The sequence below is a fragment of the Carnobacterium divergens genome (assembly GCF_900258435.1).
In the GTDB taxonomy this organism is placed as follows: domain Bacteria; phylum Bacillota; class Bacilli; order Lactobacillales; family Carnobacteriaceae; genus Carnobacterium; species Carnobacterium divergens_A.
This window is the reverse complement of sequence record NZ_LT992558.1, coordinates 485,856-507,269: the sequence shown is the minus strand read 5'-3', so window position 1 is coordinate 507,269 and position 21,414 is coordinate 485,856. Positions and strand designations below refer to the sequence as shown.

At 35.6% G+C, this 21,414-nt stretch carries 22 protein-coding genes and 1 other annotated feature; of the genes, 2 read left to right on the top strand and 20 right to left on the bottom strand.

The window, feature by feature from the left end:
- Positions 1-99: 99 nt before the first annotated feature.
- The 12 genes from CDIMF43_RS02865 to radA all read right to left on the bottom strand — a co-directional run bounded on the left by CDIMF43_RS02865 (position 100) and on the right by radA (position 10,615).
- The gene (locus CDIMF43_RS02865; protein WP_109841145.1) at positions 100-360 is read right to left on the bottom strand and encodes a DUF3130 family protein; all 261 of its coding nucleotides are present in this window, start codon (positions 358-360) and stop codon (positions 100-102) included.
- Between the two features lie 176 nt (positions 361-536).
- Complete coding sequence (locus CDIMF43_RS02860) at positions 537-1,127, bottom strand: sigma-70 family RNA polymerase sigma factor (protein WP_109841144.1); 591 nt, start codon at positions 1,125-1,127, stop codon at positions 537-539.
- A gap of 77 nt (positions 1,128-1,204) precedes the next feature.
- The gene (locus CDIMF43_RS02855) at positions 1,205-1,732 is read right to left on the bottom strand and encodes an NYN domain-containing protein (protein ID WP_109841143.1); all 528 of its coding nucleotides are present in this window, start codon (positions 1,730-1,732) and stop codon (positions 1,205-1,207) included.
- A 22-nt stretch (positions 1,733-1,754) separates the two neighbouring features.
- Positions 1,755-2,624, bottom strand: a complete 870-nt coding sequence (rlmB, locus tag CDIMF43_RS02850) for a 23S rRNA (guanosine(2251)-2'-O)-methyltransferase RlmB (protein ID WP_082985734.1) — start codon at positions 2,622-2,624, stop codon at positions 1,755-1,757.
- Positions 2,614-3,033 carry a Mini-ribonuclease 3 gene (locus CDIMF43_RS02845; protein WP_034572228.1) on the bottom strand — a complete coding sequence of 140 codons (420 nt, stop codon included), beginning with the start codon at positions 3,031-3,033 and terminating at the stop codon, positions 2,614-2,616. The genes rlmB and CDIMF43_RS02845 overlap by 11 nt, the downstream gene beginning before the upstream one ends.
- Complete coding sequence (gene cysS / locus CDIMF43_RS02840) at positions 3,026-4,441, bottom strand: cysteine--tRNA ligase (protein ID WP_109841142.1); 1,416 nt, start codon at positions 4,439-4,441, stop codon at positions 3,026-3,028. Before cysS ends, CDIMF43_RS02845 begins: the two co-directional genes overlap by 8 nt.
- A gap of 52 nt (positions 4,442-4,493) precedes the next feature.
- Entirely contained in the window at positions 4,494-5,006 is a 513-nt protein-coding gene (epsC, locus tag CDIMF43_RS02835) for a serine O-acetyltransferase EpsC (RefSeq protein ID WP_109841141.1), read from the bottom strand.
- 66 nt (positions 5,007-5,072) lie between these two features.
- Positions 5,073-5,287: a binding site (T-box leader), on the bottom strand.
- Between the two features lie 24 nt (positions 5,288-5,311).
- Positions 5,312-6,784, bottom strand: coding sequence for a glutamate--tRNA ligase (gene gltX, locus CDIMF43_RS02830; RefSeq protein ID WP_109841140.1), 1,473 nt, complete (start codon positions 6,782-6,784; stop codon positions 5,312-5,314).
- A gap of 84 nt (positions 6,785-6,868) precedes the next feature.
- Positions 6,869-7,348 carry a 2-C-methyl-D-erythritol 2,4-cyclodiphosphate synthase gene (gene ispF / locus CDIMF43_RS02825; RefSeq protein ID WP_074402138.1) on the bottom strand — a complete coding sequence of 160 codons (480 nt, stop codon included), beginning with the start codon at positions 7,346-7,348 and terminating at the stop codon, positions 6,869-6,871.
- A 2-nt stretch (positions 7,349-7,350) separates the two neighbouring features.
- Positions 7,351-8,058: a 2-C-methyl-D-erythritol 4-phosphate cytidylyltransferase gene (gene ispD, locus CDIMF43_RS02820; RefSeq protein WP_109841139.1), complete on the bottom strand. Its 708-nt coding sequence runs from the start codon at positions 8,056-8,058 to the stop codon at positions 7,351-7,353.
- A gap of 11 nt (positions 8,059-8,069) precedes the next feature.
- Positions 8,070-9,179, bottom strand: a complete 1,110-nt coding sequence (locus tag CDIMF43_RS02815; protein ID WP_074402136.1) for a PIN/TRAM domain-containing protein — start codon at positions 9,177-9,179, stop codon at positions 8,070-8,072.
- A 59-nt stretch (positions 9,180-9,238) separates the two neighbouring features.
- The gene (gene radA / locus CDIMF43_RS02810) at positions 9,239-10,615 is read right to left on the bottom strand and encodes a DNA repair protein RadA (protein ID WP_109841138.1); all 1,377 of its coding nucleotides are present in this window, start codon (positions 10,613-10,615) and stop codon (positions 9,239-9,241) included.
- Between the two features lie 375 nt (positions 10,616-10,990).
- On the opposite strand from radA, the gene CDIMF43_RS02805 reads away from it, so the two are divergent.
- Complete coding sequence (locus CDIMF43_RS02805) at positions 10,991-11,890, top strand: helix-turn-helix domain-containing protein (RefSeq protein ID WP_074402134.1); 900 nt, start codon at positions 10,991-10,993, stop codon at positions 11,888-11,890.
- 98 nt (positions 11,891-11,988) lie between these two features.
- Here the strand turns inward: CDIMF43_RS02805 and CDIMF43_RS02800 are convergent, their stop codons facing one another.
- The 6 genes from CDIMF43_RS02800 to CDIMF43_RS02775 form a co-directional block, all read right to left on the bottom strand.
- Positions 11,989-12,276, bottom strand: a complete 288-nt coding sequence (locus tag CDIMF43_RS02800) for a hypothetical protein (protein WP_074402133.1) — start codon at positions 12,274-12,276, stop codon at positions 11,989-11,991.
- Between the two features lie 171 nt (positions 12,277-12,447).
- A complete protein-coding gene (locus tag CDIMF43_RS02795; protein WP_074402132.1) occupies positions 12,448-12,840 on the bottom strand; it encodes a hypothetical protein in 393 nt (130 codons plus the stop codon).
- A 90-nt stretch (positions 12,841-12,930) separates the two neighbouring features.
- Positions 12,931-15,228, bottom strand: a complete 2,298-nt coding sequence (locus CDIMF43_RS02790; protein WP_109841137.1) for a glycosyl hydrolase family 18 protein — start codon at positions 15,226-15,228, stop codon at positions 12,931-12,933.
- A 436-nt stretch (positions 15,229-15,664) separates the two neighbouring features.
- Positions 15,665-16,075 (bottom strand): VOC family protein, encoded by a 411-nt coding sequence (locus CDIMF43_RS02785; protein ID WP_109841136.1) that lies wholly within the window; start codon positions 16,073-16,075, stop codon positions 15,665-15,667.
- 127 nt (positions 16,076-16,202) lie between these two features.
- The gene (locus tag CDIMF43_RS02780) at positions 16,203-16,940 is read right to left on the bottom strand and encodes a hypothetical protein (RefSeq protein WP_074402129.1); all 738 of its coding nucleotides are present in this window, start codon (positions 16,938-16,940) and stop codon (positions 16,203-16,205) included.
- Between the two features lie 212 nt (positions 16,941-17,152).
- Positions 17,153-18,076 carry a helix-turn-helix domain-containing protein gene (locus tag CDIMF43_RS02775; protein WP_109841135.1) on the bottom strand — a complete coding sequence of 308 codons (924 nt, stop codon included), beginning with the start codon at positions 18,074-18,076 and terminating at the stop codon, positions 17,153-17,155.
- A gap of 427 nt (positions 18,077-18,503) precedes the next feature.
- On the opposite strand from CDIMF43_RS02775, the gene CDIMF43_RS02770 reads away from it, so the two are divergent.
- On the top strand, positions 18,504-19,985 hold the full coding sequence (locus tag CDIMF43_RS02770) for a helix-turn-helix domain-containing protein (RefSeq protein WP_162532903.1): 1,482 nt from the start codon (positions 18,504-18,506) through the stop codon (positions 19,983-19,985).
- A gap of 35 nt (positions 19,986-20,020) precedes the next feature.
- On the opposite strand, the gene CDIMF43_RS02765 is transcribed toward CDIMF43_RS02770, so the two are convergent.
- Entirely contained in the window at positions 20,021-20,557 is a 537-nt protein-coding gene (locus CDIMF43_RS02765; protein WP_074402126.1) for a dCTP deaminase/dUTPase family protein, read from the bottom strand.
- Positions 20,558-20,681: 124 nt separating this feature from the next.
- Complete coding sequence (locus CDIMF43_RS02760; protein WP_109841133.1) at positions 20,682-21,404, bottom strand: SDR family oxidoreductase; 723 nt, start codon at positions 21,402-21,404, stop codon at positions 20,682-20,684.
- Positions 21,405-21,414 lie beyond the last annotated feature (10 nt).

Here is a 21,414-nt window from a genome sequence, read left to right as displayed (position 1 = left end):
CTGTTTCAATGGCTTGATTCGTTTTCTTTAACTGACGTAATTCACTTTCAGAGTCTAAATATGCTTCATTCAGCTGACGGCTACTTGGTTGATTCATGATTAGTCGAACCCCCATTCTTGATCGGTTTTCTTAATAGCTTCATGAATTTTTTTAAGATTTTTAACGTCGGTATCAACTCCTGTGTGAAACTCCTGAGTTGCTTTTTTCATATCTGACAGACAAGATTTCAACGTCGTCACTGCTTGACTGTTTGAGTATGAAATGGATTTTTTTAATGAAAAGTTCACTTCTTGAGTCGCTTGAACCATTTCTTTTGATAAACTGGAAACGACTGTTTCGTTTGTGGTTATTTTGGTCATATGTAGCTCCTTATTTTGTTGAATTATTCTAGATAGTTAAAATAACTGAGTTAATTTAATTCTATTTTATCATATTTTGATAGTTACTTTACAGTATTAAAATAAATTTCTAAAAAAAAATCGTAAATCCTTACTAACTAAGGATTTACGATTTAATTTAAGCGATTCCCATTTAATCATCCATCAAAACTTTTTCGTAATTTTTGCCGACATCGGTCTAATGCATTTCGTACTTTTAACAACTCACAATCAAGATTTTTTGCAATCTCTTCTAATTCTAGGTTTGCTAGATAGCCATTAAATACATGCCGTTCAAACGAGGATAACGTGTCATAATAAGCTGTCACGTTTTCACTTATCATCATCTTATCGTATGCAGTCACTTGCTCTTCTTGGTTGGCTATGTACTTGGGTGCATGATTATTTTCCAACATTTCATCTAAAGAATCAGATAGCCGATCTGCTCCTCTTTTTTTAGCATTTTCTTTACGAATCAAACTAAATAAATGATGCTTTAAATTAAGTTTATAAAAATTTCCAAATGTATGACCCTTACCTTCCACAAATTGCTGAAGGGCTTTAAAAAATACCATTCGCGCTTCTTGTAAATAGTCCTCTTCTTCTAAGTATTTAAAGTAGTACATGTTGCTTAACTTTTTTGTTAGTGGCAAATAACGTAGAAATAATTGCTCGAATTCTTCTGTCTGACCTTTTTTTATTGCTGCAATCAGTTCTCCGTCACTTTTTCGTTCCTTGTTATTATTCATTTGAACCCCTCCTTTTAATTCAACACTAGAAGGGAACGGTTACATATTATTAATAGAAAATGATGTTCCGTTAGCAATCACTCTTTTTTAGAAAGATTTTCACGCAACTCTTCTAGCGTTGTTAGTTGTTGGGGATCCCATGGAGTATTGCGTCGCACTGTTTTTGAATGAAAGCTTACAGTGTCTGCTTTAATTGCTTGATTAGAGCGTTTTAAATCACGGTAAAGTTCATTGGCTGATTTTCGAAGCGCGCCTTTAGAAAAGACAAGCCATTGTTCTGCCATATCGCTTGTTGCTACTGTTACTTGGGTCAATCGATTGTTTTTTTCTTCAACAATACGTTCAATATAACTATCCGCAGTTTCTCCTTCTTTCGTGAAAATAACTGTGACTAAATATTTTTGAAAGGATGTTTGGATTCCAGGAACAAATTGTGCATCAAATACGACTTGAATTTCAATACCTTCGTAACGTTGGTAATTGGATAATTGATGGAGCAGTCGATCTCTGGCTTCTTCCATTTCATCTTGGTTTTTCAATTTCACAAGATCTGGCCAAGCGCCAATCATATTGTAACCATCTACAATCATTAATTCTTTTTTCATACGTGATGCACCTCCTTGTTAGTTAGATTTGATTGCGACCGCGGTAAACTTCATACATCAATAGGCTGGTTGCAACACTTGCATTTAAACTTTGAACATGACCTACCATTGGAATCGTAACAATACCGTCCATTTGTTCTTTAACTAAGCGTGAAATTCCTTTTCCTTCATTGCCAATTACTAAAGCAATTGGTAAGGTTGTTTCCCATTTACGGTAATCAACGCCTGCCATATCGGTTCCGTAAAGCCACACACCGCGTTCTTTTAGTTCTTTGATTGTTTGTACCAAGTTCGTAACGCGAGCAACGGGAACGTGTTCAATGGCCCCTGTAGACGCTTTTGCTACTGTGGCTGTCAATCCAACTGCTCGACGTTTAGGAATAATGATTCCGTGAGCGCCACTAGCATCCGCTGTTCTCATGATCGAACCTAAATTATGTGGATCTTCTACTCCATCTAATAAAATAAAGAATGGATCTTCGTTTTTTAAAGCGGCAGCAGCAAAGAGATCATCCAGTGTCGCATATGGAAAAGCGGCAGCAGCAATAACAACACCTTGATGATTTACACCATCGACTAGATTGTCTAATTTGCTTTTAGGAACTAATTGAATTTGGGCGTTGCGTTTTTTAGCAAGACTCATAATTTCATTCATTTTAGATCCCGTCAAACCTTCTTGTAAAAAGACTTTATTGATATCACGTTCTGATTTCAAAACTTCAATTGCTGGCATTCTGCCTGCTACTAAATCACGCTCTTCTTCTGTTTCTTCAATTTCAGCCACGTGTTTTGGTTCGCTTTTTTTGAACGTTCGTTGCGGTTTGTTATTTGATTTAGGACGGCGATTCTGTTGTGTTACTTTTTTACCAAAATTATTACGCTCATTTGCCATGTTGATCTTCCTCCACTTTCTTAATACACCATTGAATCAATTCTTCCATTCGTTCGGTTTGTTTTTCTAAGTGTAAATAGCCCATCAAAGACTCAAAACCTGTCGCTACTCGATAAGTAGTGATATCAACATTTTTAGCAGAGGTATGACTTTTTCCATTCCGTCCACGTTTGTACATTAATAGTTCCGTTTCTGAAAGTAAGCCCTCTTCTGCTAACATTTCTTTCATTAAATAATTTTGTGCTTTCGCTGAAACAAATCTTGTTGCAGCTTTGTGTAGCTGGTTCGGTCTTGTTTGACCTTGGTTTACTAAATAATCACGTATATAGATTTCGTAGATGGCATCACCCACGTAAGCTAACGCTAAACCATTTAATAAACCCCAGTCTTTTTCATTCGTTTTATCCACGTCTCCATCTAGCTCCTTGTGGGGTATCATCGATAATGATGCCCTCGTTTTTTAATAAATCTCTAATTTCGTCGCTACGAGCAAAGTTTTTAGCTGCTCTTGCTTCTGTGCGTTCTAATAGCAAAGCTTCAATATGGGCATCTAATAGCTGAGTTTCTTCTTCTAAAATGATACCAAACACAGTCAGTAATTCTTTTAACATTCCTAACATCGCTTCTACGACTGCTTTCGAAACTTCTTTTTGTTCACTGTAAATGTTCATCATTTTAGCTAATTCATAGACCACCGTAATGCCATTTGCTGCATTGAAATCGTCATCCATTTCCACGATAAATTGTTCTTTAATTGTCGTTAATTTATCAAAAAAAGAGGGATCTGTTGGCAACTCTAACACAGAGTCACTTAAACGGTAATGTAGGTTTTCATAAGCTGTTTTTAATTTTGCTAAATTGACTTTTGCTTCTTCAATGGCTGTTCCACTATAGGCAATTGGGCGACGATAATGCGTGGTTGCCATAAAGAAGCGTAAAATCTGCGGGTCTACTTCTTTTATCATATCATGGACCAAAACAAAGTTGCCTAATGATTTACTCATTTTTTCATCTTCGGCACCAATTGTGACAAATCCGTTGTGCATCCAGTAATTTGCAAAGGGATGTCCTGTTTTCGCTTCGCTTTGTGCAATTTCATTTTCATGATGAGGAAATTCTAAGTCTTGTCCGCCTCCATGAATGTCAATTGTATCCCCTAGATATTTTGTTGCCATTACCGAGCATTCGATATGCCATCCTGGACGTCCTTGTCCCCAAGGTGATTCCCAGCTGATTTCATCGGCTTTAGCTGATTTCCACAAGGCGAAATCAATTGGATCTTCTTTGCGTTCATTTTCGCTAGATTCCAAACGATTGCTTGCTCCGATTTCTAATTCATCAATCGTTTTATTGCTTAATTTTCCATAATTTTTGAATTTACGTGTACGGTAATAAATATCTCCTGCTGATTCATAAGCATACCCTTTTTCGATTAAAGCTTCAATAAATTGGATAATGTCTGGCATATTTTCCATTACTCGTGGGTTTGACGTTGCTTTTTCTACACCTAGCGCAGAGGTGTCTTCATAGAAGGCGGAAATAAATTTATCTGCAACTTCTGGTGCTGTAATGCTTAGTTCTTTAGCTGCTTTAATAATTTTATCGTCAACATCTGTAAAATTCGATACAAAATTCACTTCGTAGTCACGAAATTCTAAGTAGCGACGAACCGTGTCAAAAGCAACTGTACTTCTAGCATTTCCAATATGAATGTAATTGTAAACGGTGGGACCGCAAACATACATTTTAACCTTCCCAGCTTCTAATGGGACAAATTCTTCTTTTTTTCTAGTTAATGTGTTGTAAATTTTTAACATTATTCTCACTCCGATCTTTTTAGTGAACTGATTTAAGTAATCTCACTAGTCGCTAGCCTCTTTTAACTACTTTCGCTGGAATTCCTACAGCCGTTGTGTTGGCTGGAATGTTCTTTAAGACAACTGCTGACGCACCAATTTTAGCGTTTTTTCCAATTGTAATTGGGCCTAATATTTGTGCATTTGCCGACAGCAATACGCCATTTTCAATCGTTGGATGGCGTTTGCCTTTATCTTTCCCAGTTCCACCCAGTGTTACTCCATGAAAAATAATTACGTCATCTCCAATAATCGTAGTTTCTCCAATCACGATTCCCATTCCGTGATCGATAAAAAGTCTTTTTCCAATTGTTGCTCCTGGATGAATCTCAATTCCAGTCAAAAATCTGGCAAATTGAGCAACTATTTTAGCTAACAAAAAGAGATGTTTTTGGTAAAGAAAATGAGCCATTCGATAGAATAAGAGTGCATGGAAACCAGGATAGGTTAATAAAATTTCCAGATTGCTTTTGACTGAAGGATCATTTTGTTTAACTACCGCAAAATATTCTCTTATGGTTCTCATCCTCCATTCCCCTCCTTTTGAACGTCTTTTTCTAAGTAAAGTAAAAAAAAGCGCCTTTTAATCAACTTAAAAGACGCTTTTGCGTGGTTCCACTTTTTTTTATAGGCACTTCAAAAAGTTCCTACCTCAGACACATTAACGGATGTGAACCGACAATTGTCTACTTGATTCGACAATGTAACTCCGAGACGCATTTCAATTAGGTTGGAACGTCTGTTTACACCGCTTCAGACTCTCTTTAGAACCAACATTAATTTACTTCTTCTCATCACTGTTTTAACTATTAATTTAGTATTATAGTCTGTTTAAGCTAAATTTGCAATAGCTGCTTCTAAATGAGCTTTTGCTTTATCGCGACCTAGTAATTCAATTGTTTCACCAAGTTCTGGACCATGTGATTGGCCAGTTACAGCTACACGAATTGGCATAAATAGATTTTTCCCTTTAATCCCAGTTTCTTTTTGAACAGTTTTAATACCGGCTTTAATGCTCGCAACATCAAATGTTTCAATTTCATCCAACACTTTATGGAAGGCTTCCAAAACAACTGGTACTGTTTCGCCAGCTAATACTTCTTTGGCTACGTCATCTAATTCAGGGACGTCACTAAAGAATAGGCTAGACAGTTCAACAATTTCAGCACCATAACTCATTTGTTCGTGGTATAGGCTAACTAATTGACGCACCCACTCAATTTTTTCAGGAGTTGGATTTTCTTCAACTAAGCCAGCTTTGATTAAATGAACTAGTGACAAGTCTGTCAATGTATCTAAATCAGTTGCTTTAACGTATTGATTGTTAATCCATTCTAATTTTTTAGCGTCAAAAGCTGCTGGAGATTTGCTTAAACGTTCTGGATCAAACATTTTGATAAATTCTTCTTTACTAAAGATTTCATCTTCTCCAACTGGCGACCAACCAAGTAACGTAATAAAGTTAAACATCGCTTCTGGCACATAGCCTAAATCACGGTACTGTTCAATAAATTGTAAAATACTTCCATCACGTTTGCTTAATTTTTTCCCTGTTTCGCTGTTAATGATCAAGGTCATATGACCAAATGTTGGAGGAGTCCAACCGAATGCTTCATAAATCATTAATTGTTTGGGTGTATTTGCAATATGGTCATCACCACGTAACACATGGCTAATTTCCATGTAATGGTCATCAACTGCTACAGCAAAATTGTAAGTCGGTACGCCATCACGTTTAACAATAACAAAATCGCCACCAACACTACCTGATTCAAAGCTAATTGGACCTTTTACTAAATCATCAAAACTATACGTTGTATTTTGTGGTACACGGAAACGAATAACAGGTTTTAAACCAGCTGCTTCTTTTTCTGCTTGTTGGGCAGGTGTTAAATTAGCGCATTTCCCAGCATAATGAGGCATTTCGCTACGAGCTCTTTGAGCGTCACGTTCTGCTTCCAATTCATCTTCTGTACAGTAGCACTTATAGGCGCGATTACTCAATAGTAATTGTTCCACTAGTGGATCATAAATGTCGCCACGTTCTGATTGGCGGTATGGACCGTATTTGCCTGGATTTGAAGGGCCTTCATCCCAGTCCATGCCTAACCATGTTAAATTGTCTAACTGACTAGATTCCCCATCTGCAATATTTCTTTTGGCATCAGTGTCCTCGATTCTTAAAATAAAATCTCCACCATTGTGACGCGCAAATAAGTAATTAAATAGTGCTGTACGAGCATTTCCAATGTGTAAATGTCCCGTTGGGCTTGGTGCGTAACGTACACGGATTTTCTTAGTCATAATTGTTTCCTCTTTTCTTATTTTTAGGTTGTTGCCTTGCCTTCATTTAAAAAGCCAAGCGACTCCCTTATTGACTTAAACTCATTATACCTTTTTCTCTAATAAACAAACAGCCATAGCGGCTATTCCTTCTTTACGACCAATAAATCCCATCTTCTCAGAAGTAGTTGCCTTGATGTTAATCTTTGTCATTACTGTTTGACAATCATCGGCAATATGCCGTTTCATTGTTTCGAGATAAGGTTGCATTTTAGGACGTTCCGCTACAATTGTAGCATCTATGTTCCCTAATGAATAGCCTTCTTTACTTAATATATCCCAAACTTCTCGCAGTAAAAATCGTGAATCACAGTTTTTAAACTGTTCATCTGTATCTGGGAAGAAATGACCGATGTCACCTTTTCCAGCAGCTCCCAGCAATGCATCAATAATTGCATGAATCAACACATCCGCATCGGAATGACCCAGTAAACCTAATTCATACGGAAGCTTAACGCCACCAATAATACAATCTCTACCTAACACTAATTGATGAACATCATACCCTTGTCCGATTCGTATCATGATTATCTACCGTCCTTATTTTTGCTGCGCTTCAGCAAAATCGCTTCACCAATTACCATGTCTTCTGGCGTCGTTAATTTAATGTTGTCATAACTACCAGTCACCACAGCAACTTTTCCCCCGTAATGTTCTACTAAAGAGGCATCATCTGTCCCATGAAACCCTTCTATTTTTGCTTGTTGATGGGCTTTTTTTATTGTCTCGATTGAAAAACCTTGAGGCGTTTGTACTTGCCATAGTGCTTCTCTTGGAATTGTTTTTTCCACAAACTGATGTTGAACACATTTGATTGTATCTTTAACGGGCACCGCAATAATTGCAGCGCCAGTCGTTACCGTTTTACTGACTAAATGATGAATTCTTTTTGATTCGATTAAAGGTCTCGCTCCATCATGGATCAATACAAAACCCGCTTTCCCTTTCAATGCTTCTAATCCATTGTAAACACTGTCTTGACGTTCTTTCCCTCCAACGACTATAGTGATTGGGGTTGTTTGTAAAAAGCCGCTTTCTTCGATGAATGTTTCCAGTAACTGTTGTTCACTTTTTTCGACAACTAATACTATGTGAGTACAATTTTTGTCTTGTAAAAAAGTTGCTAGACTGTACTCAATAACAGGTCGATCAAGCAAACGAAGTAAGATTTTATTCGTAGAAGCAGCCATACGCCGACTTTGACCAGCTGCCAGTAAAACCAGCTCATAGTCCATTGCAACCGCTCCTATTCTTTGTCTTTAATTCCTCTTTGCGCATGAACGGGTTTAGCAAAAATCATTCGTCCAGCAGCTGTTTGAAGCGCGCTTGTCACAACGACTTCAATCGCTTTGTTCATATAAAATTGACCGTCTTCAACTACAATCATTGTTCCATCGTCTAAATAGGCAACCCCTTGATTTCGTTCTGTCCCGGCTTTTACAACCATTACATTCATTGTTTCGCCTGGAATCACAACAGGTTTTACAGCATTCGCTAATTCATTTATATTTAGCACGGGAACATTTTGAAATTCACTCACTTTATTTAAATTAAAGTCATTCGTTACAACGACACCATCCAATAGTTTCGCCAATTTGATCAATTTGCTATCTACTTCAGTAATGTCTTCAAAGTCGCCATCATACATTTCAACGTTCATATCTGATTCTTTTTGCAATGCATTTAAAATGTCTAACCCTCTGCGACCTCTCACTCGTTTTAAACTGTCTGCTGAATCTGCAATATATTGTAATTCTTGTAAAACAAAATTTGGTATTAATAGTGTTCCTTCAATAAAACCTGTTTTGGCAATGTCGTAAATCCGTCCGTCAATAATCACACTTGTATCTAAAATTTTATACTTACGGTAACTTTCGTCGTATTTACGTTCTAACAGTTGCCCTTCGTCATCCGCATTTTTTTTAGGTTTTGATTGAAATAATTTACGCCATTCTTCACGTCTTGTCGTTCCAATTCGGTATCCTAAATAAGCAAAAATCACATAAACTAAAATTGGCAATGTACTACTTAACACCGGCCATTTCAACCCAATTAACGGCATTGTCACTAAAAAGGCAACTAACAGCCCGATAATGGTTCCGATACTGCCGAATAACAAGTAACTTGCACTTAGTTGATTTAAATAGGCCTCTGCTTTTTTTACGCCGCGTTCAATATACTTCACGAGAACAACTGAAATTAGTAAAAATATAATGGCTCCAAGCAAAATATTCGTGACAGTATTATTGATAAATAAGTTTGTTACATTGAATAGATTCCAGACATTTGGTAGAAAACTTGCGCCGATACTTCCGCCAATAATGACCAAGATCGTTGTAATAATTTTTTTTGTCAAAGAAATTCCTCCTCTATCTAAAGGTGTCTTTCGTAAAATAGACACCTCTATTATTCTGTTTAATTTTCACCAAAAATCTTTCTTAATGTATCTGCAATAGTGCTTACGCCTACGATTTCAATTTCTTTAGGGAACGTCCACCCACCGATGTTATTTTTCGGAATAAACATACGTGTAAATCCTAGTTTAGCAGCTTCTTGAACGCGTTGATCAATTCGACTCACACGTCTAATTTCACCCGTCAATCCAATTTCGCCAATAAAACAATCGGTTGATTTGGTCTCTTTTTCTCGATAACTTGATGCAATACTCACAGCGATTGCTAAATCAATCGCTGGTTCGTCTAGTTTAACACCACCTGCGGCTTTTAGATAAGCATCTTGATTTTGTAATAACATCCCTGCTCGTTTTTCTAAAACAGCCATAATCAACGATACTCGATTATGATCAAGTCCACTAGCCGTTCGTTTTGCATTTCCAAAAACTGTCGGAGTTATTAGAGACTGAACCTCTACTAGAATAGGTCGTGTTCCTTCCATTGCTGCCACAACCGCTGAACCCGTTGCGCCAGCTAATCGTTCTTCTAAAAAGAGTTCAGATGGGTTCAAAACTTCAATTAACCCACCGTCTCGCATTTCAAAAATGCCAATTTCATTGGTTGAGCCAAAACGATTTTTGACAGCTCTTAAAATTCGGAATGTGTGGTGGCGGTCACCTTCAAAATAAAGGACTGTATCCACCATGTGTTCTAACATTCTGGGTCCTGCGATTGCGCCTTCCTTTGTCACATGACCAACGATAAAAATCGCAATGTTATTACTTTTAGCAATTTTCATTAAGTCTGCCGTACTCTCGCGTACTTGGCTAACACTTCCAACGACACTTTGAACATCTGGTTGGCTCATTGTTTGGATTGAGTCGATAATCACGTAATCCGGCTTGATGTCTTCTATGGTTTGCCGAATGGCTGCCATATCTGTTTCTGGATAGATAAAAAAGCCGGAGCCGTTCACTTCCAAACGATCTGCTCGCATTTTAATCTGACTTGCACTTTCTTCTCCTGACACATATAAAACTCTTCCACCCACTTGATTTAATTGAGCAGATACTTGGAGTAACAAAGTTGATTTCCCTATACCCGGATCACCGCCAATTAGAACAAGTGAACCTGGAACAACACCTCCGCCAAGAACACGGTTGAGTTCGCCTAGTTTTGTTTTGACTCTTGGTTCTTTTGAAACCGTTATATCTTGAATCGCTTCAGCTTTAGCTGACTTTCCAGACATACTAACTCGGCTTCTGCGATCATTTTTATCAGTTTCTATCTCTTCCATCATTTGATTCCACGCGCCACAATTTGGGCAACGCCCCATCCATTTAGGAGTTTCGTAGCCACAAGCTTGACAAACAAATTTCGTACTTTTTTTCTTGGCCACTGTTTTTTATCCTCCTTGTGTCTAATCAACTAAACTATTACGTTCATTTTAACATAGAATTGTTTCAACTAGATGAAAAAACCTTGAAAAAAGCTTTAAGAAATTGATATTTTGTTAAATACTGCTTAAAATTTCTGTAAAGTCCCTTAAACTGCTTTAAATTCAGTTTTCACTCGGCTATTTTTAATTTTTTTCATCGTTTTTATTATCCGTTAAATTGACGATTTTATTTTTATTTTTAGCTTTTAATCATTATTTTTTCTGTTGTTCGCTTTTATCACGGCTGTAAACATGGTAATATAATAATAATCGTTATTATTTCTTCCGCCAATTTTTTTCTCTCTACATAAATAACCCGTTGAGAGGGGCTTTTACATGATTATACTCGGCAAAAAAATCAAGAAAATTCGGAAACAACAAAACTTAACACAAAAGGATTTATCTCAAGGTATTTGCACACAGGTAACCATCAGTAAAATCGAAAATTACGATAAGTTGCCAAACCTAATTATTTTAAATAATATTTGCAAACGCCTTGGCATTCCCATTAGTGAGGTTTGCATCGAAAATTCAAATGATCATTCAAATTATGTTTTTTTTAAATCTTTGGAAGAGTTGTGCGACAATCAACAATACCAATTGGCTCAACAGTTAATTGAAAAACACAATCCAAAAGTGAAACACTTTACGACTTTAGAAACGAAGTATTACAATTATTTTTTAGGTCTCACACAGCTTTACGTCTTCAAAAGTTTAGAAGATAGCCTTTATTACTTTAACTTAGTTTTATTAATGGAGAATCCAACAGCTAAGATTGACTTTGTTGACGTACTAACCACCAATGCCATTGGCGTTGCCTACCAACTACAAAAAGACAGTGTCAAGGCGCACACTTATTTTGAAAAATCAATCAAGCAACTTCAAAAATTTGACCAAGTGGATGCTATACCGTATCAACAGCTGCTTCACTTATACTTAAATACAACTGGTTTTTTCAATTCCAACCAACACTATGCAAAGGCTTTTAAACTCTACAAACAAGCTCATAAATTAATTCAAAAGCAAAACCTGACCAAACGAGTAGATGAACTTTATTATGAAATGGGCAATACTTTTTTTGCCATCAACGATTTCCAAAAAGCCAACAAAAATTACTTACTGGCGTTAACGACTGCCTATTTGAATGAAAATAAAACGTTACTTACCGAAATAAAGGATAAGCTGGTTGATTCACCATTTAACCAAGTTTTAGCTTTATTTGAGGACACTATTTAAGCCAATGCCATGCTAAAAAAGGATATACGCTAACAGGAAGTTCATTCCTCGTTTAGTGTATATCCTTTTTAGTGGTCTTGATTCCATCCGTTTTTCTTTTAAAAATGAACTCTTGCAACTAGTTTATCTTCGATACTTAAATTTTCATAATATTTAGGTTCCCACGTTTTTTCTGTTTTTTTAGAAAATGCCATAATTGATTTTTCAGGAACAACTACTAACATATCCCCGTTTTGTTCTGCGATAATATCCATGAACTCATCTTTTTTAATGACAATTCGATATGATTTTTCAGGATGTTCTGGCGAACTCACCAAATGCCCTTTTGCTAAAAGACCCTCACTCCAAATAAAATCTAATAACTCTTTTTTAATCTGTGCGTCCATCCTACACAACCCCATCCTTGATAAATTAAATAACCATTCTTAATAACTAATTTTACAATTACATTTTCATGTTCAGCGTTTCTGAAAATAAAATAGCATTTTCTACCTGATTTGTAAAGCTATAGTGATTATTTTCACATGATTTTTTAACTAATGATCCCCCTTATTTATTTAAATATCAAACAAGTACGTTTGGTAGTCACTATATAAGGTTCCTTTTTGTGAAGTAAATTTTAAGATTTTGCATTTATTTGATGGGTTTATTTTGTGAGTGTTTCGAATATGCTGAACTTCTTCTGTTGTTAATAAATTCAGACACCCTTTTAAGGTCACACTTTTAAAAATAGTTTGGCTATAATAGCAAATAATTCCTGTCACAGGTAGTTCAAAAAGCGCTGACTCAATTTGGTAGTTTGTAATGTCAAAATAGAATGTTTTTAATCCTATGCAACTAATCGGTGTAACCAATCCCTTCATTTCAGGTATTCCTTCATGAGTAATAATTCCTAGCACAACTACTTTACACTGCTCCCACAGTTCTAATGAGATTCTTTTAACAGTCATTTTTATATCCCCTCCCGTTCTTAAAAAAATATAAAGATGAAAGGCGCTATCTTTATTCGGATAGGCTTTCATCTTTATAGATTTACGTTCTTACTTAATTAGTTCCCAAGGTCCTCCGACTTCTGCTCCTGGTGTATTGCCTTGTGTCCACCATTTAGCTTTATATTGGTGGCCTTGATACGTTACGATATCTCCACCAACATAGACTTTCGTTGCACTCCATTCATTGGTTGCCGGTGGTGGTGTATCCGTTGTTTTTACAACTAAAGCTGCACTTGCTGCTGAACTATTTCCAGCTGCGTCATAAGCTTTAACTGTATAATTGTAAGTGGTTGCTGCTTTTAAATTAGTATCTGTAAAGCTCACACCGTTTGTAACGTTGCTAACTTCCACGCTATCACGAAGGACTTTGTAACCTGCAACCTTTACATTATCTGTTGAAGCAGCCCATGTAACGGTTGCTGTTGAACCAGTTACATTGCTTGCCACTAAATTCGTTGGAACGCTTGGTGCTACAGTATCGTTTGGATCGGGTGGTGTTACTTCGCCACTACCTGTATAAATATCTTGCTTGCCTAACTCAACACCATTTTTTGCCATTCGTTGAGTTAAGCTGATTTTTTGAATATTTTTCACATCAACTGCAGCTGCACTTGATTTCAAACGGAATTTATATGAGGCTCCTTGTGGAATCGTTTGACCGTCATAAACAGATGAAAGGTCAATTGCAGTCATGCCATTTGCTGTTGTTACTGTTCCAGCAGTGTAATCACCCGCCGTTAGGGTTTCATTTGCACTTGTTGTTAAATAGAATTTTGGAGTTTTAACCGTTTCAAAAGCAAGTTCTGTTAATTTTAGAACTTCATTGCTTTCATTTGCAACTTCATTGTTTTTGATTGTAATTTCATAACCTGCACCATTTTCGTTATAGGGTGTAATGGTAGCTTGAACATTTAGGTTTGTATAAACGATTGGATTACTTGGGATGGCAGCATTGCCTAATAAACCTGTTTTAATCGCTTTTGTCAATTCGTCACGTTTTGTTGACGTTGTTGGTTTATCTTGTGACTGCATCCAAGAAATAATTCCACCTAATTTTTTATCCTTTACATATTGTGATTTATAGCCAATTGAGCGTGTATTGTCATAGCTGAAAAATTCGCCGGTATCTTTACTATATAGATAAGGTGCTTTCGCCACGTCATCCCAATATTCAGTCAAACCCGTCGTCGCTTTTTTCAACGCATCGATGCTACGGTACGCCCAAACACCACCAGCTCGTCCACCATCACCAGAAGTTAAAGGTTTTTCATTTTTAGCGCCATAGGTCAAAGATAAATCAGCATCTTTATTGTTTTTTTCTGCTGCTTGGAAAAGTCCTGGTTGTAATGGGTCATTTCCTTGCGCTACCTTATTCCAACCTCTTGTATAAAAAGCGGAGCCAATAACAATTTTATCTGGGGATGCTCCTTTGTCTTCAAGGTATTTAACCGTTTGATCGACAGACAGTCCACTGTTGTATTGAGGGTCTTTGGGGTTGCCATATAAAGCTGTATGGTGGGCACTTTGATTGCCCCAAGCGCCATTCATGTCATAGGTCATAACATTTGCAAAATCAACGACTTTAAATAAGTTGGCCACGTCAATTCCTGCTGCTAGTGTTCCTTGAGAGGCAGGTAAAGCAACAGTTAGTTCATATTTTTTGCCAATTTCAGTTCCTTGTTTTTCTAGTCCAGCACGTAAATCTTTTAATAGTGTAATATAGTTGTCTTTGTCTGCTGGTGTTGCATTTGGAGTTCCTGTATCATTTTTATTATCTACCGTGTCTGGTTGTCGAACAGAAGTTGGATACTCCCAATCAATATCGACAAAATCCATGTTTGTATATTTAACAAATTTCATAGCATTGGCAACAAAATTCGCTCTTGCTGTTGGATTTGCAGCAACTGTTGAAAAGTTTGCTGATTTTGACCAACCGCCAATTGAAATTCCAATTTTCATATTTGGATTGCTTGCACGTAAATCTTGGAGGGCATTTAATACGCCCGCATTTGCGCCACCCCATTGAACGCCTTCTTGTCCAACTGGTGCACCGACTGCTGCATCTTTATCTGTAAATTTAAAATTCCCATTGCTATCAAAATCCATAAAGGCAAAATTCAAATGTGTTAATTGATCTGCTGGAATATCCTTTGGATAAAAGTTTCCTTCTCCACCCCAGATTGACCAATCACCATAATACATCACGTTGCGGTAAGGAGCTGTTTCTGCTGCCTGCACTTTTTCTGGTGAAGCAATCGCTACCGTTACAACTGTTGAAGCAGCTAATCCACATGTTAACAAAATAGTCGCAAATGTTCCAAAAACTTTTCGATTCATTTTCTTCATTTTGACACCTCTTTTAGTTAGTTTTCTATTAGAGTCTAATAGAATTGTAGCTTTTAAGAAAACGCTATCATTTTAAGTTTTCTTAACTCCGTATCTTTGAATATTCTTGAGAACACTGTTTAATCTTCTTTTTTTATTAAAGATGATTAAATTACAGAATAGTATGCCAACCCTCCTTTACGTATTTTGCCATCCCATTTATGTACAAAGCAATTATCGTGCCAAGAGTAAGATGGCGTGTTTCCTCATTTTAATCTTACACACAGCGCTTACACAGTATTATTTATTTTTACACATTCAGATTACTTTATTACACTAAAGCAATAGTTATTTGAATAAAAATAACTCAATCCTTTTATATCTATTTTGATAATTGATAGTTTAAAAGAGCGATTTACTTGGAAAGATAAACCAAGTAAATCGCTCTTTTATTTTTTTAGGATAGATTAAATTGCCAACCAATACCAAATTTATCGACTACTTGTCCATACTTCTTCGACCAAAATGTTTCTGTTAAGGGCATCGTTATTTTTCCGCCTTCAGCTAATTGGTTAAATTGTGTGGTTAACTGTTGTTCATCAGTGGTATCAATGACTAAGGTAATAGTATCACCTGGCTTATACTCCATAAAATCAAGAACATCCGCAAACATGACTTTCGTACCTTCCATTTCAATACTGGCATTCATGATCAACTTCTTAGATGCCTCATCCATGGGAGGCGCGCCTTCCATTTCAACTTCTCCATAGGTCATAATATCTTGACATTTTGTTGAAAATACTTCTTCATACAATTCGATTGCTTCTCTTGCTTGATTTTTGAAATTTAAATAGATGTTTAAAGGCATTTTTGGTTCCTTCTTTCTATTTATTTTAATTAAATAGAGTATAGCACATAGTTTAAATAAAAGGATAATGATATCCTCAAAAAAGATCTTAACTAAGACACAGGTCTAGTTAAGATCTTTCGAATGATTACTTACGTTGAAAATCTAATGATGGATTTGCAAATACTTGATTTTTCAACACAAGTGTTTCACCTTTTAGCATCCAGTTGATGTCTGATAGTTGGTAATGAAAGAGATCGTTTAGTTTCGTATCACCAAAGCTTGATTGGATTCCTTCTTTTGTATAGCTTAAAATAACTTCTTTAGCTGTTTCTTTTTCAACTTTTACTAATTTTGTTTCTTTTTTCATCGCTTCAATATTTTCTTTAGAAATGTCTTTTTTAGACAAGGATAGTTTCACTTTTGTGTTGGTCACGTCATATTGATTCACACCTTTACGACTTAAGTTGCTTTCAAAAATTAAATCTAAGCCTTTAGTTCCGTTCATATCAACAAAACGAAATTCTGAATCTTTGCCTTTGTTCACAATTTTGAAAGTTCCTGAAGCGCTTGAACCCGTCCATTCGCCAGACACTTTACTAAAGAATGGGAACACATAGTAAGTAAAGATCAGAGCTGCTACAATCATAATTCCCAATAGACTGTATAAAATTGGGCCCATATATTGAGCTAATTTTCCTTTAGGCTCTTCTTCAAGTTCTTCATCTGTAAAATCTTCTAACTCTTCTTCTAATTCAATTGCCTCAACCACTTCTTCATTTTCAACAAGTACTTGTTCTGTTTGTTCAGTCGTTTCTTCGTGTACCTTTTCTTCATTATCTTTCAACTCTTTTTGCTCTTCTAAGTTATCTTTTTTTTCTGTCATTTTTTTTCCCCTTATTGTGTGTATTGTAATCGTCTCTTTTAAATTAAAACTAGAGTTATTCACTAATTATCATTATATCTCATTTTCAATAAAAATGTATCTTTACTTGTAATTTAAATGAACTAATTTTGATGGAAAAATAAAAAGGCTTGTTCCAGCACGTTTTTATCCGTCTTTTTGATTAAAAAAAACAGCAATTGTACATTGCCGTTTTATCTAAATTTTAAGTTGTTTTCTTTTGCTAATTTTGTTTTCATTTGAATTAACGGTTGCGTCTCCGCTAAGATTTTTTTATCTGCTGAACTAATTGAGCTTAAACTATTTTTTTCTTGAACAAGCAACAGTCCAAAATATAAAAAATAAATTTCTTCTTCTTTAACCGTACCATCCATTTCAACGGTTTCGTAAAGAGAAGCGAGCACCTCTTTAACTTTTGCAAATTGTGGATCTTGTTCAGCAACTAGTTGATATAACGAATTTTGGTCCACTGTTTGTTGTTTTTGTACTTGTAGATAGCAAATGGCCATCCAATATAGAAATTTTTCTTTTTCAATCGCAGTCAACGGAATGTCCGTTTCAATTCTTTGGTATTTTTCTTCTAGCTCAACTCGGAGCTCTTTTCCAAAGGGCCAATCTTTTCCTTTTAAAACATCCCAGTAAAAATTATAAAAAAAGAAGCGAAGTGCTTGTTTATTGCCTTTTAGCGCTAATGTTTTTGAATCAAATTGAAAGTTATATTCAGCTATATAGTGTGCAATTTTTTCTTTTGCGCGGTAAATGTAATTGTAACTACAGTAATACTCTCCTGCAAAATCATCTAACGTTGCTTCTTTTGCTTGGAACGATTCATTTAATAAAGAATAGAAAGTAGAATTTTTTCTAAGAGCAACATAAACGGTTTCCATTTCAAATGTAGAATCTTTAATAAGTGAAATCGTATCCTTTTCGATTACGATCTTTAGTTGATTCGACCATTGTTCCATAAATGTCGTAAGCTGCATCAGTTCTAATAGTAAAACTTTTTCACTCACGTTTAAATAGACACAACAAGCTGCTACTGATGTTGTTTTAGTTGTTGCCAAATACTCTAGTAAAGCAAGTTTTCTACTGTCTTTTTGTTCTATTAGTGACTTCATTCTACCAATCCTTTTCTATTTATTTTTATCTAGACAATTTCCAATGTTTATCTATTTAGGTTTTAACTAATTTCTGTTAAAATAAAGCTATTATTTATTGACATTTAATCATTCTATCCGTGATTACATAGCTTTTGTATCGCTATATTTTCATTATATCCGATAAGAGATTCATTAGGAAGATTCATTTTATGCTTTTTCTTATAGCAATTATCAGTTTATACCTTAATTAATATTATATATATTGACATAAAACGCTTACATTCATCTGGATTTAATAAAAAAAAAGATGAAGTTATGCATAAAATCGTATTATAAAAACAGGAAAAGTGAATAAAAACCGAATTTTATTCACTTTGTGTATATTCCGACATAATTTGAGCTAGTTAGACTCTTATTCATCTTTCATTTTCTAGGAGGTTACACTTTGATACGGTTACTAAATAAAGATGCATTAAATAAATTAAAATTATTCTATCTTTTAAAGGAATCTGAAGAAATTCAAACTATTTCATCAGTGTCTAAAAAATTTAATCTAGATAAACGAACAACGCTTAGATTGCTACAAGCTTTTCAACAAGATATTATTCAATTTCAGTTAGAACAGGATATTCATTTAAACTTTCAAAATGAACGTAACATTATTTTTGAACTCGCAAATTCTTTTGATCCTCAATTTCTCTATGTGAATTATTTGGAACAGTCAATCAATTTTAATGCTTGTTTGGATATTTTCAACCAAGATTTCACGAATATTTCCCAGTTTTCCGCGAAGCACTATCAAAGTGTTTCAACGACGAAACGTTCCTTGGATAGTTTAAAACGTTTGATGAAGCAATACGAGTTAAGCCTCGATCTTGCTAAAAATCAAATGATTGTTGGGAAAGAACATCAAATCCGCTATTTTTATTATACTTTTTTCTGGGAATCCTACAGTTCGACACAATGGCCATTTCCTGAAATTGATTTGCACGCACTACAAGTAAGTCTTCACGAAATTACTAAAGATTTTAAAAATCTTCCGATTCCTGATATCAATAAAATGATTGTCTGGGTTGCGGTCTCACTTATTCGAATTAATCAAGGTTACGTGATTGATTATGAAGAAGACTATCAGCATTTTAAAAATCACACTATTTCTTATGATCAATTTCAACAGTTTGCCCTAACTCTAGCTGAAACGTTAAGCTTACCGGCTGAGTTGTTGACAACATCCGAGCTACAATTCTTATATTTTTCACTAGCGACAACTAGCGCTTTTTCTCATCATGAGTTTTATTCTGTTGTTGATATTGATACCAACCACGAGTTTTTACCTGTGACTGCTAGTCAACTATGGATAAAACGCTTTTGCTCTTTTTTTGACATTTCACTAACGCCTAATGAGTATTTCTATCTGTATACAAATCTACTCTCTTTACACAGTCGCGCACTCTATTTAATCGGCCCAAGTAATGTGTATGGAATCTTGGATAATGGTTCGAATACTTTCAAACGTTCCCCAGACAACTATGCCAAAATAAAAAAATTCTGTTTGAAACTAGAAAAAGAAGAACCTTACTTCCCACTTATTTTTAAACGCAACAATCAATTGATTCCTCAGTATTTAATTTTAGTGATGGATTTGCTTAAACGAAAAGAGCAGCCTGTTTCGATTTACCTAGCCTCAGGCTTAAACGTTATTGAACGAGACTCTTTGCAAGCACAACTACAAGACTTAAATCCCTTTCCACTCAAGTTTAGTGAACATACTGAGGACATTGATTTGATTGTAACCGACGTTTCAATTCCTAAAATTTTTAGCAAAGAGATTCCTGTTTTCCATTGGAACCCCATCCCTACCAAAAAAGATTTAAAATTAGTCATAGCAATTCTTTCTGAATTACACTATGCAAAAAATAAGAAATAAAAAAACATCCCATTAAATATATGGGATGTTTTTTGCTAGTTACCTGAAGAACCAAATCCACCTGTTCGTTCTGTTTCAGATGTATCATTGTCTACTTTTAAAAAGGGCAAAAAGATTCCTTGACCTACTCGTTCGCCTTTTTTAATAACTTTGTCTGTTAATCCAAAATTAATAAATTGAAACATAATATGACCTTCATTGGCATCATTTCCATAATAATCTGCATCAATTACACCAACACCATTGGCTAAAATTAAGAAGTTTTTCAAAGGATTGCCAGAACGATTAGCTAACTGTAAATATTCGTCGGCCCCCATATACGCTTTAATACCAGTTGGTACTAACACAGGTTTTAAAAATTTTTGATCTTCCATCGTAATCTCTGTATCTTTAAATGCGTTCGTTACTTCCCAAATCACATTTTTTACTAATGTTTTCCAAAAAGTAGGAATTACAATGTCTTCCGATGCTTCAAAATCATAGCCAGCTGCCTGTTTGGTAGCTCTTGTTGGCAGGTTGATTCCTTGCTCTTGATACTTACTAACTACTTCAAATCCTCTTTTTCTTGTCATTCTAATGGCTCCTTTTTAATGATCCTATCCATCCTATTTTACGTTATTAAAAGATACGCAATCTCGTTTATTATAGCAAAGATAACACTTAGAAGCGAAACATTATTCAACAATTTAAATCAGATTAAGCATCTTGTTTTGTGGCCGCAATTAGCAGCTCCCGAATGATGACTTCTTGTGGCAACTCATACATAAATTTAACAGATTCAGCAACATATTTAGGATTCATTGACGTTCCTCCCATCGTTGCTTTCCATTCTTGATAGCCTTCTTTGATACTATCGCTAGTAGTATGACCCAACAGTTCCGTCTCAGCAGCCCCTGGCGCAACTAGCATTACTCGAACGTTAGTGCTGGCTACTTCTTCTCGAATAGTTTCTGTTAAGGCATGAACACCAAACTTCGACGCACTGTAAACTGCATGGTTGCCAAAGGTTTTACGTCCTGCAATGGACGAAATATTTATAATTGAACCAGCATTTCTTTCCATCATATCGTTTAGTACAATTTTACTTCCATTTAAGACTCCTTTGATGTTAATATCCAACATCATTTGCCACTCATCACTGTCTTGTTCCCATACATTTCCAAGCAACATCATGCCTGCATTGTTAATTAATAAATCAACTTTCCCGTATTTTTGTTCTGCTTCACGAACAGCTTTTTCAAATTCACTAGCATCTCTCACATCTACTTTTCGAACTAGTGTGTGTGGCAAATTAAATTGTTCCATTAAGTCTACACGACGCCCAATTAATAACAGTGGATGCCCCGCTTTACTAAATAGATAGGCCATTTCTTTTCCAAAACCACTACTGGCGCCTGTAATCACAATTAATTTTTTCATCTCGTTGTCC

What these genes read in the sequence shown, in the direction of transcription:
- CDIMF43_RS02865 (WP_109841145.1), bottom strand. Translation starts at nt 360, where the DNA reads ATGACCAAAATAACCACAAACGAAACAGTCGTTTCCAGTTTATCAAAA.
- CDIMF43_RS02860 (WP_109841144.1), bottom strand. Translation starts at nt 1,127, where the DNA reads ATGAATAATAACAAGGAACGAAAAAGTGACGGAGAACTGATTGCAGCA.
- CDIMF43_RS02855 (WP_109841143.1), bottom strand. Translation starts at nt 1,732, where the DNA reads ATGAAAAAAGAATTAATGATTGTAGATGGTTACAATATGATTGGCGCT.
- rlmB (WP_082985734.1), bottom strand. Translation starts at nt 2,624, where the DNA reads ATGGCAAATGAGCGTAATAATTTTGGTAAAAAAGTAACACAACAGAAT.
- cysS (WP_109841142.1), bottom strand. Translation starts at nt 4,441, where the DNA reads ATGTTAAAAATTTACAACACATTAACTAGAAAAAAAGAAGAATTTGTC.
- epsC (WP_109841141.1), bottom strand. Translation starts at nt 5,006, where the DNA reads ATGAGAACCATAAGAGAATATTTTGCGGTAGTTAAACAAAATGATCCT.
- gltX (WP_109841140.1), bottom strand. Translation starts at nt 6,784, where the DNA reads ATGACTAAGAAAATCCGTGTACGTTACGCACCAAGCCCAACGGGACAT.
- ispF (WP_074402138.1), bottom strand. Translation starts at nt 7,348, where the DNA reads ATGATACGAATCGGACAAGGGTATGATGTTCATCAATTAGTGTTAGGT.
- ispD (WP_109841139.1), bottom strand. Translation starts at nt 8,058, where the DNA reads ATGGACTATGAGCTGGTTTTACTGGCAGCTGGTCAAAGTCGGCGTATG.
- CDIMF43_RS02805 (WP_074402134.1), top strand. Translation starts at nt 10,991, where the DNA reads ATGATTATACTCGGCAAAAAAATCAAGAAAATTCGGAAACAACAAAAC.
- CDIMF43_RS02800 (WP_074402133.1), bottom strand. Translation starts at nt 12,276, where the DNA reads ATGGACGCACAGATTAAAAAAGAGTTATTAGATTTTATTTGGAGTGAG.
- CDIMF43_RS02795 (WP_074402132.1), bottom strand. Translation starts at nt 12,840, where the DNA reads ATGACTGTTAAAAGAATCTCATTAGAACTGTGGGAGCAGTGTAAAGTA.
- CDIMF43_RS02790 (WP_109841137.1), bottom strand. Translation starts at nt 15,228, where the DNA reads ATGAAGAAAATGAATCGAAAAGTTTTTGGAACATTTGCGACTATTTTG.
- CDIMF43_RS02785 (WP_109841136.1), bottom strand. Translation starts at nt 16,075, where the DNA reads ATGCCTTTAAACATCTATTTAAATTTCAAAAATCAAGCAAGAGAAGCA.
- CDIMF43_RS02780 (WP_074402129.1), bottom strand. Translation starts at nt 16,940, where the DNA reads ATGACAGAAAAAAAAGATAACTTAGAAGAGCAAAAAGAGTTGAAAGAT.
- CDIMF43_RS02775 (WP_109841135.1), bottom strand. Translation starts at nt 18,076, where the DNA reads ATGAAGTCACTAATAGAACAAAAAGACAGTAGAAAACTTGCTTTACTA.
- CDIMF43_RS02765 (WP_074402126.1), bottom strand. Translation starts at nt 20,557, where the DNA reads ATGACAAGAAAAAGAGGATTTGAAGTAGTTAGTAAGTATCAAGAGCAA.
- CDIMF43_RS02760 (WP_109841133.1), bottom strand. Translation starts at nt 21,404, where the DNA reads ATGAAAAAATTAATTGTGATTACAGGCGCCAGTAGTGGTTTTGGAAAA.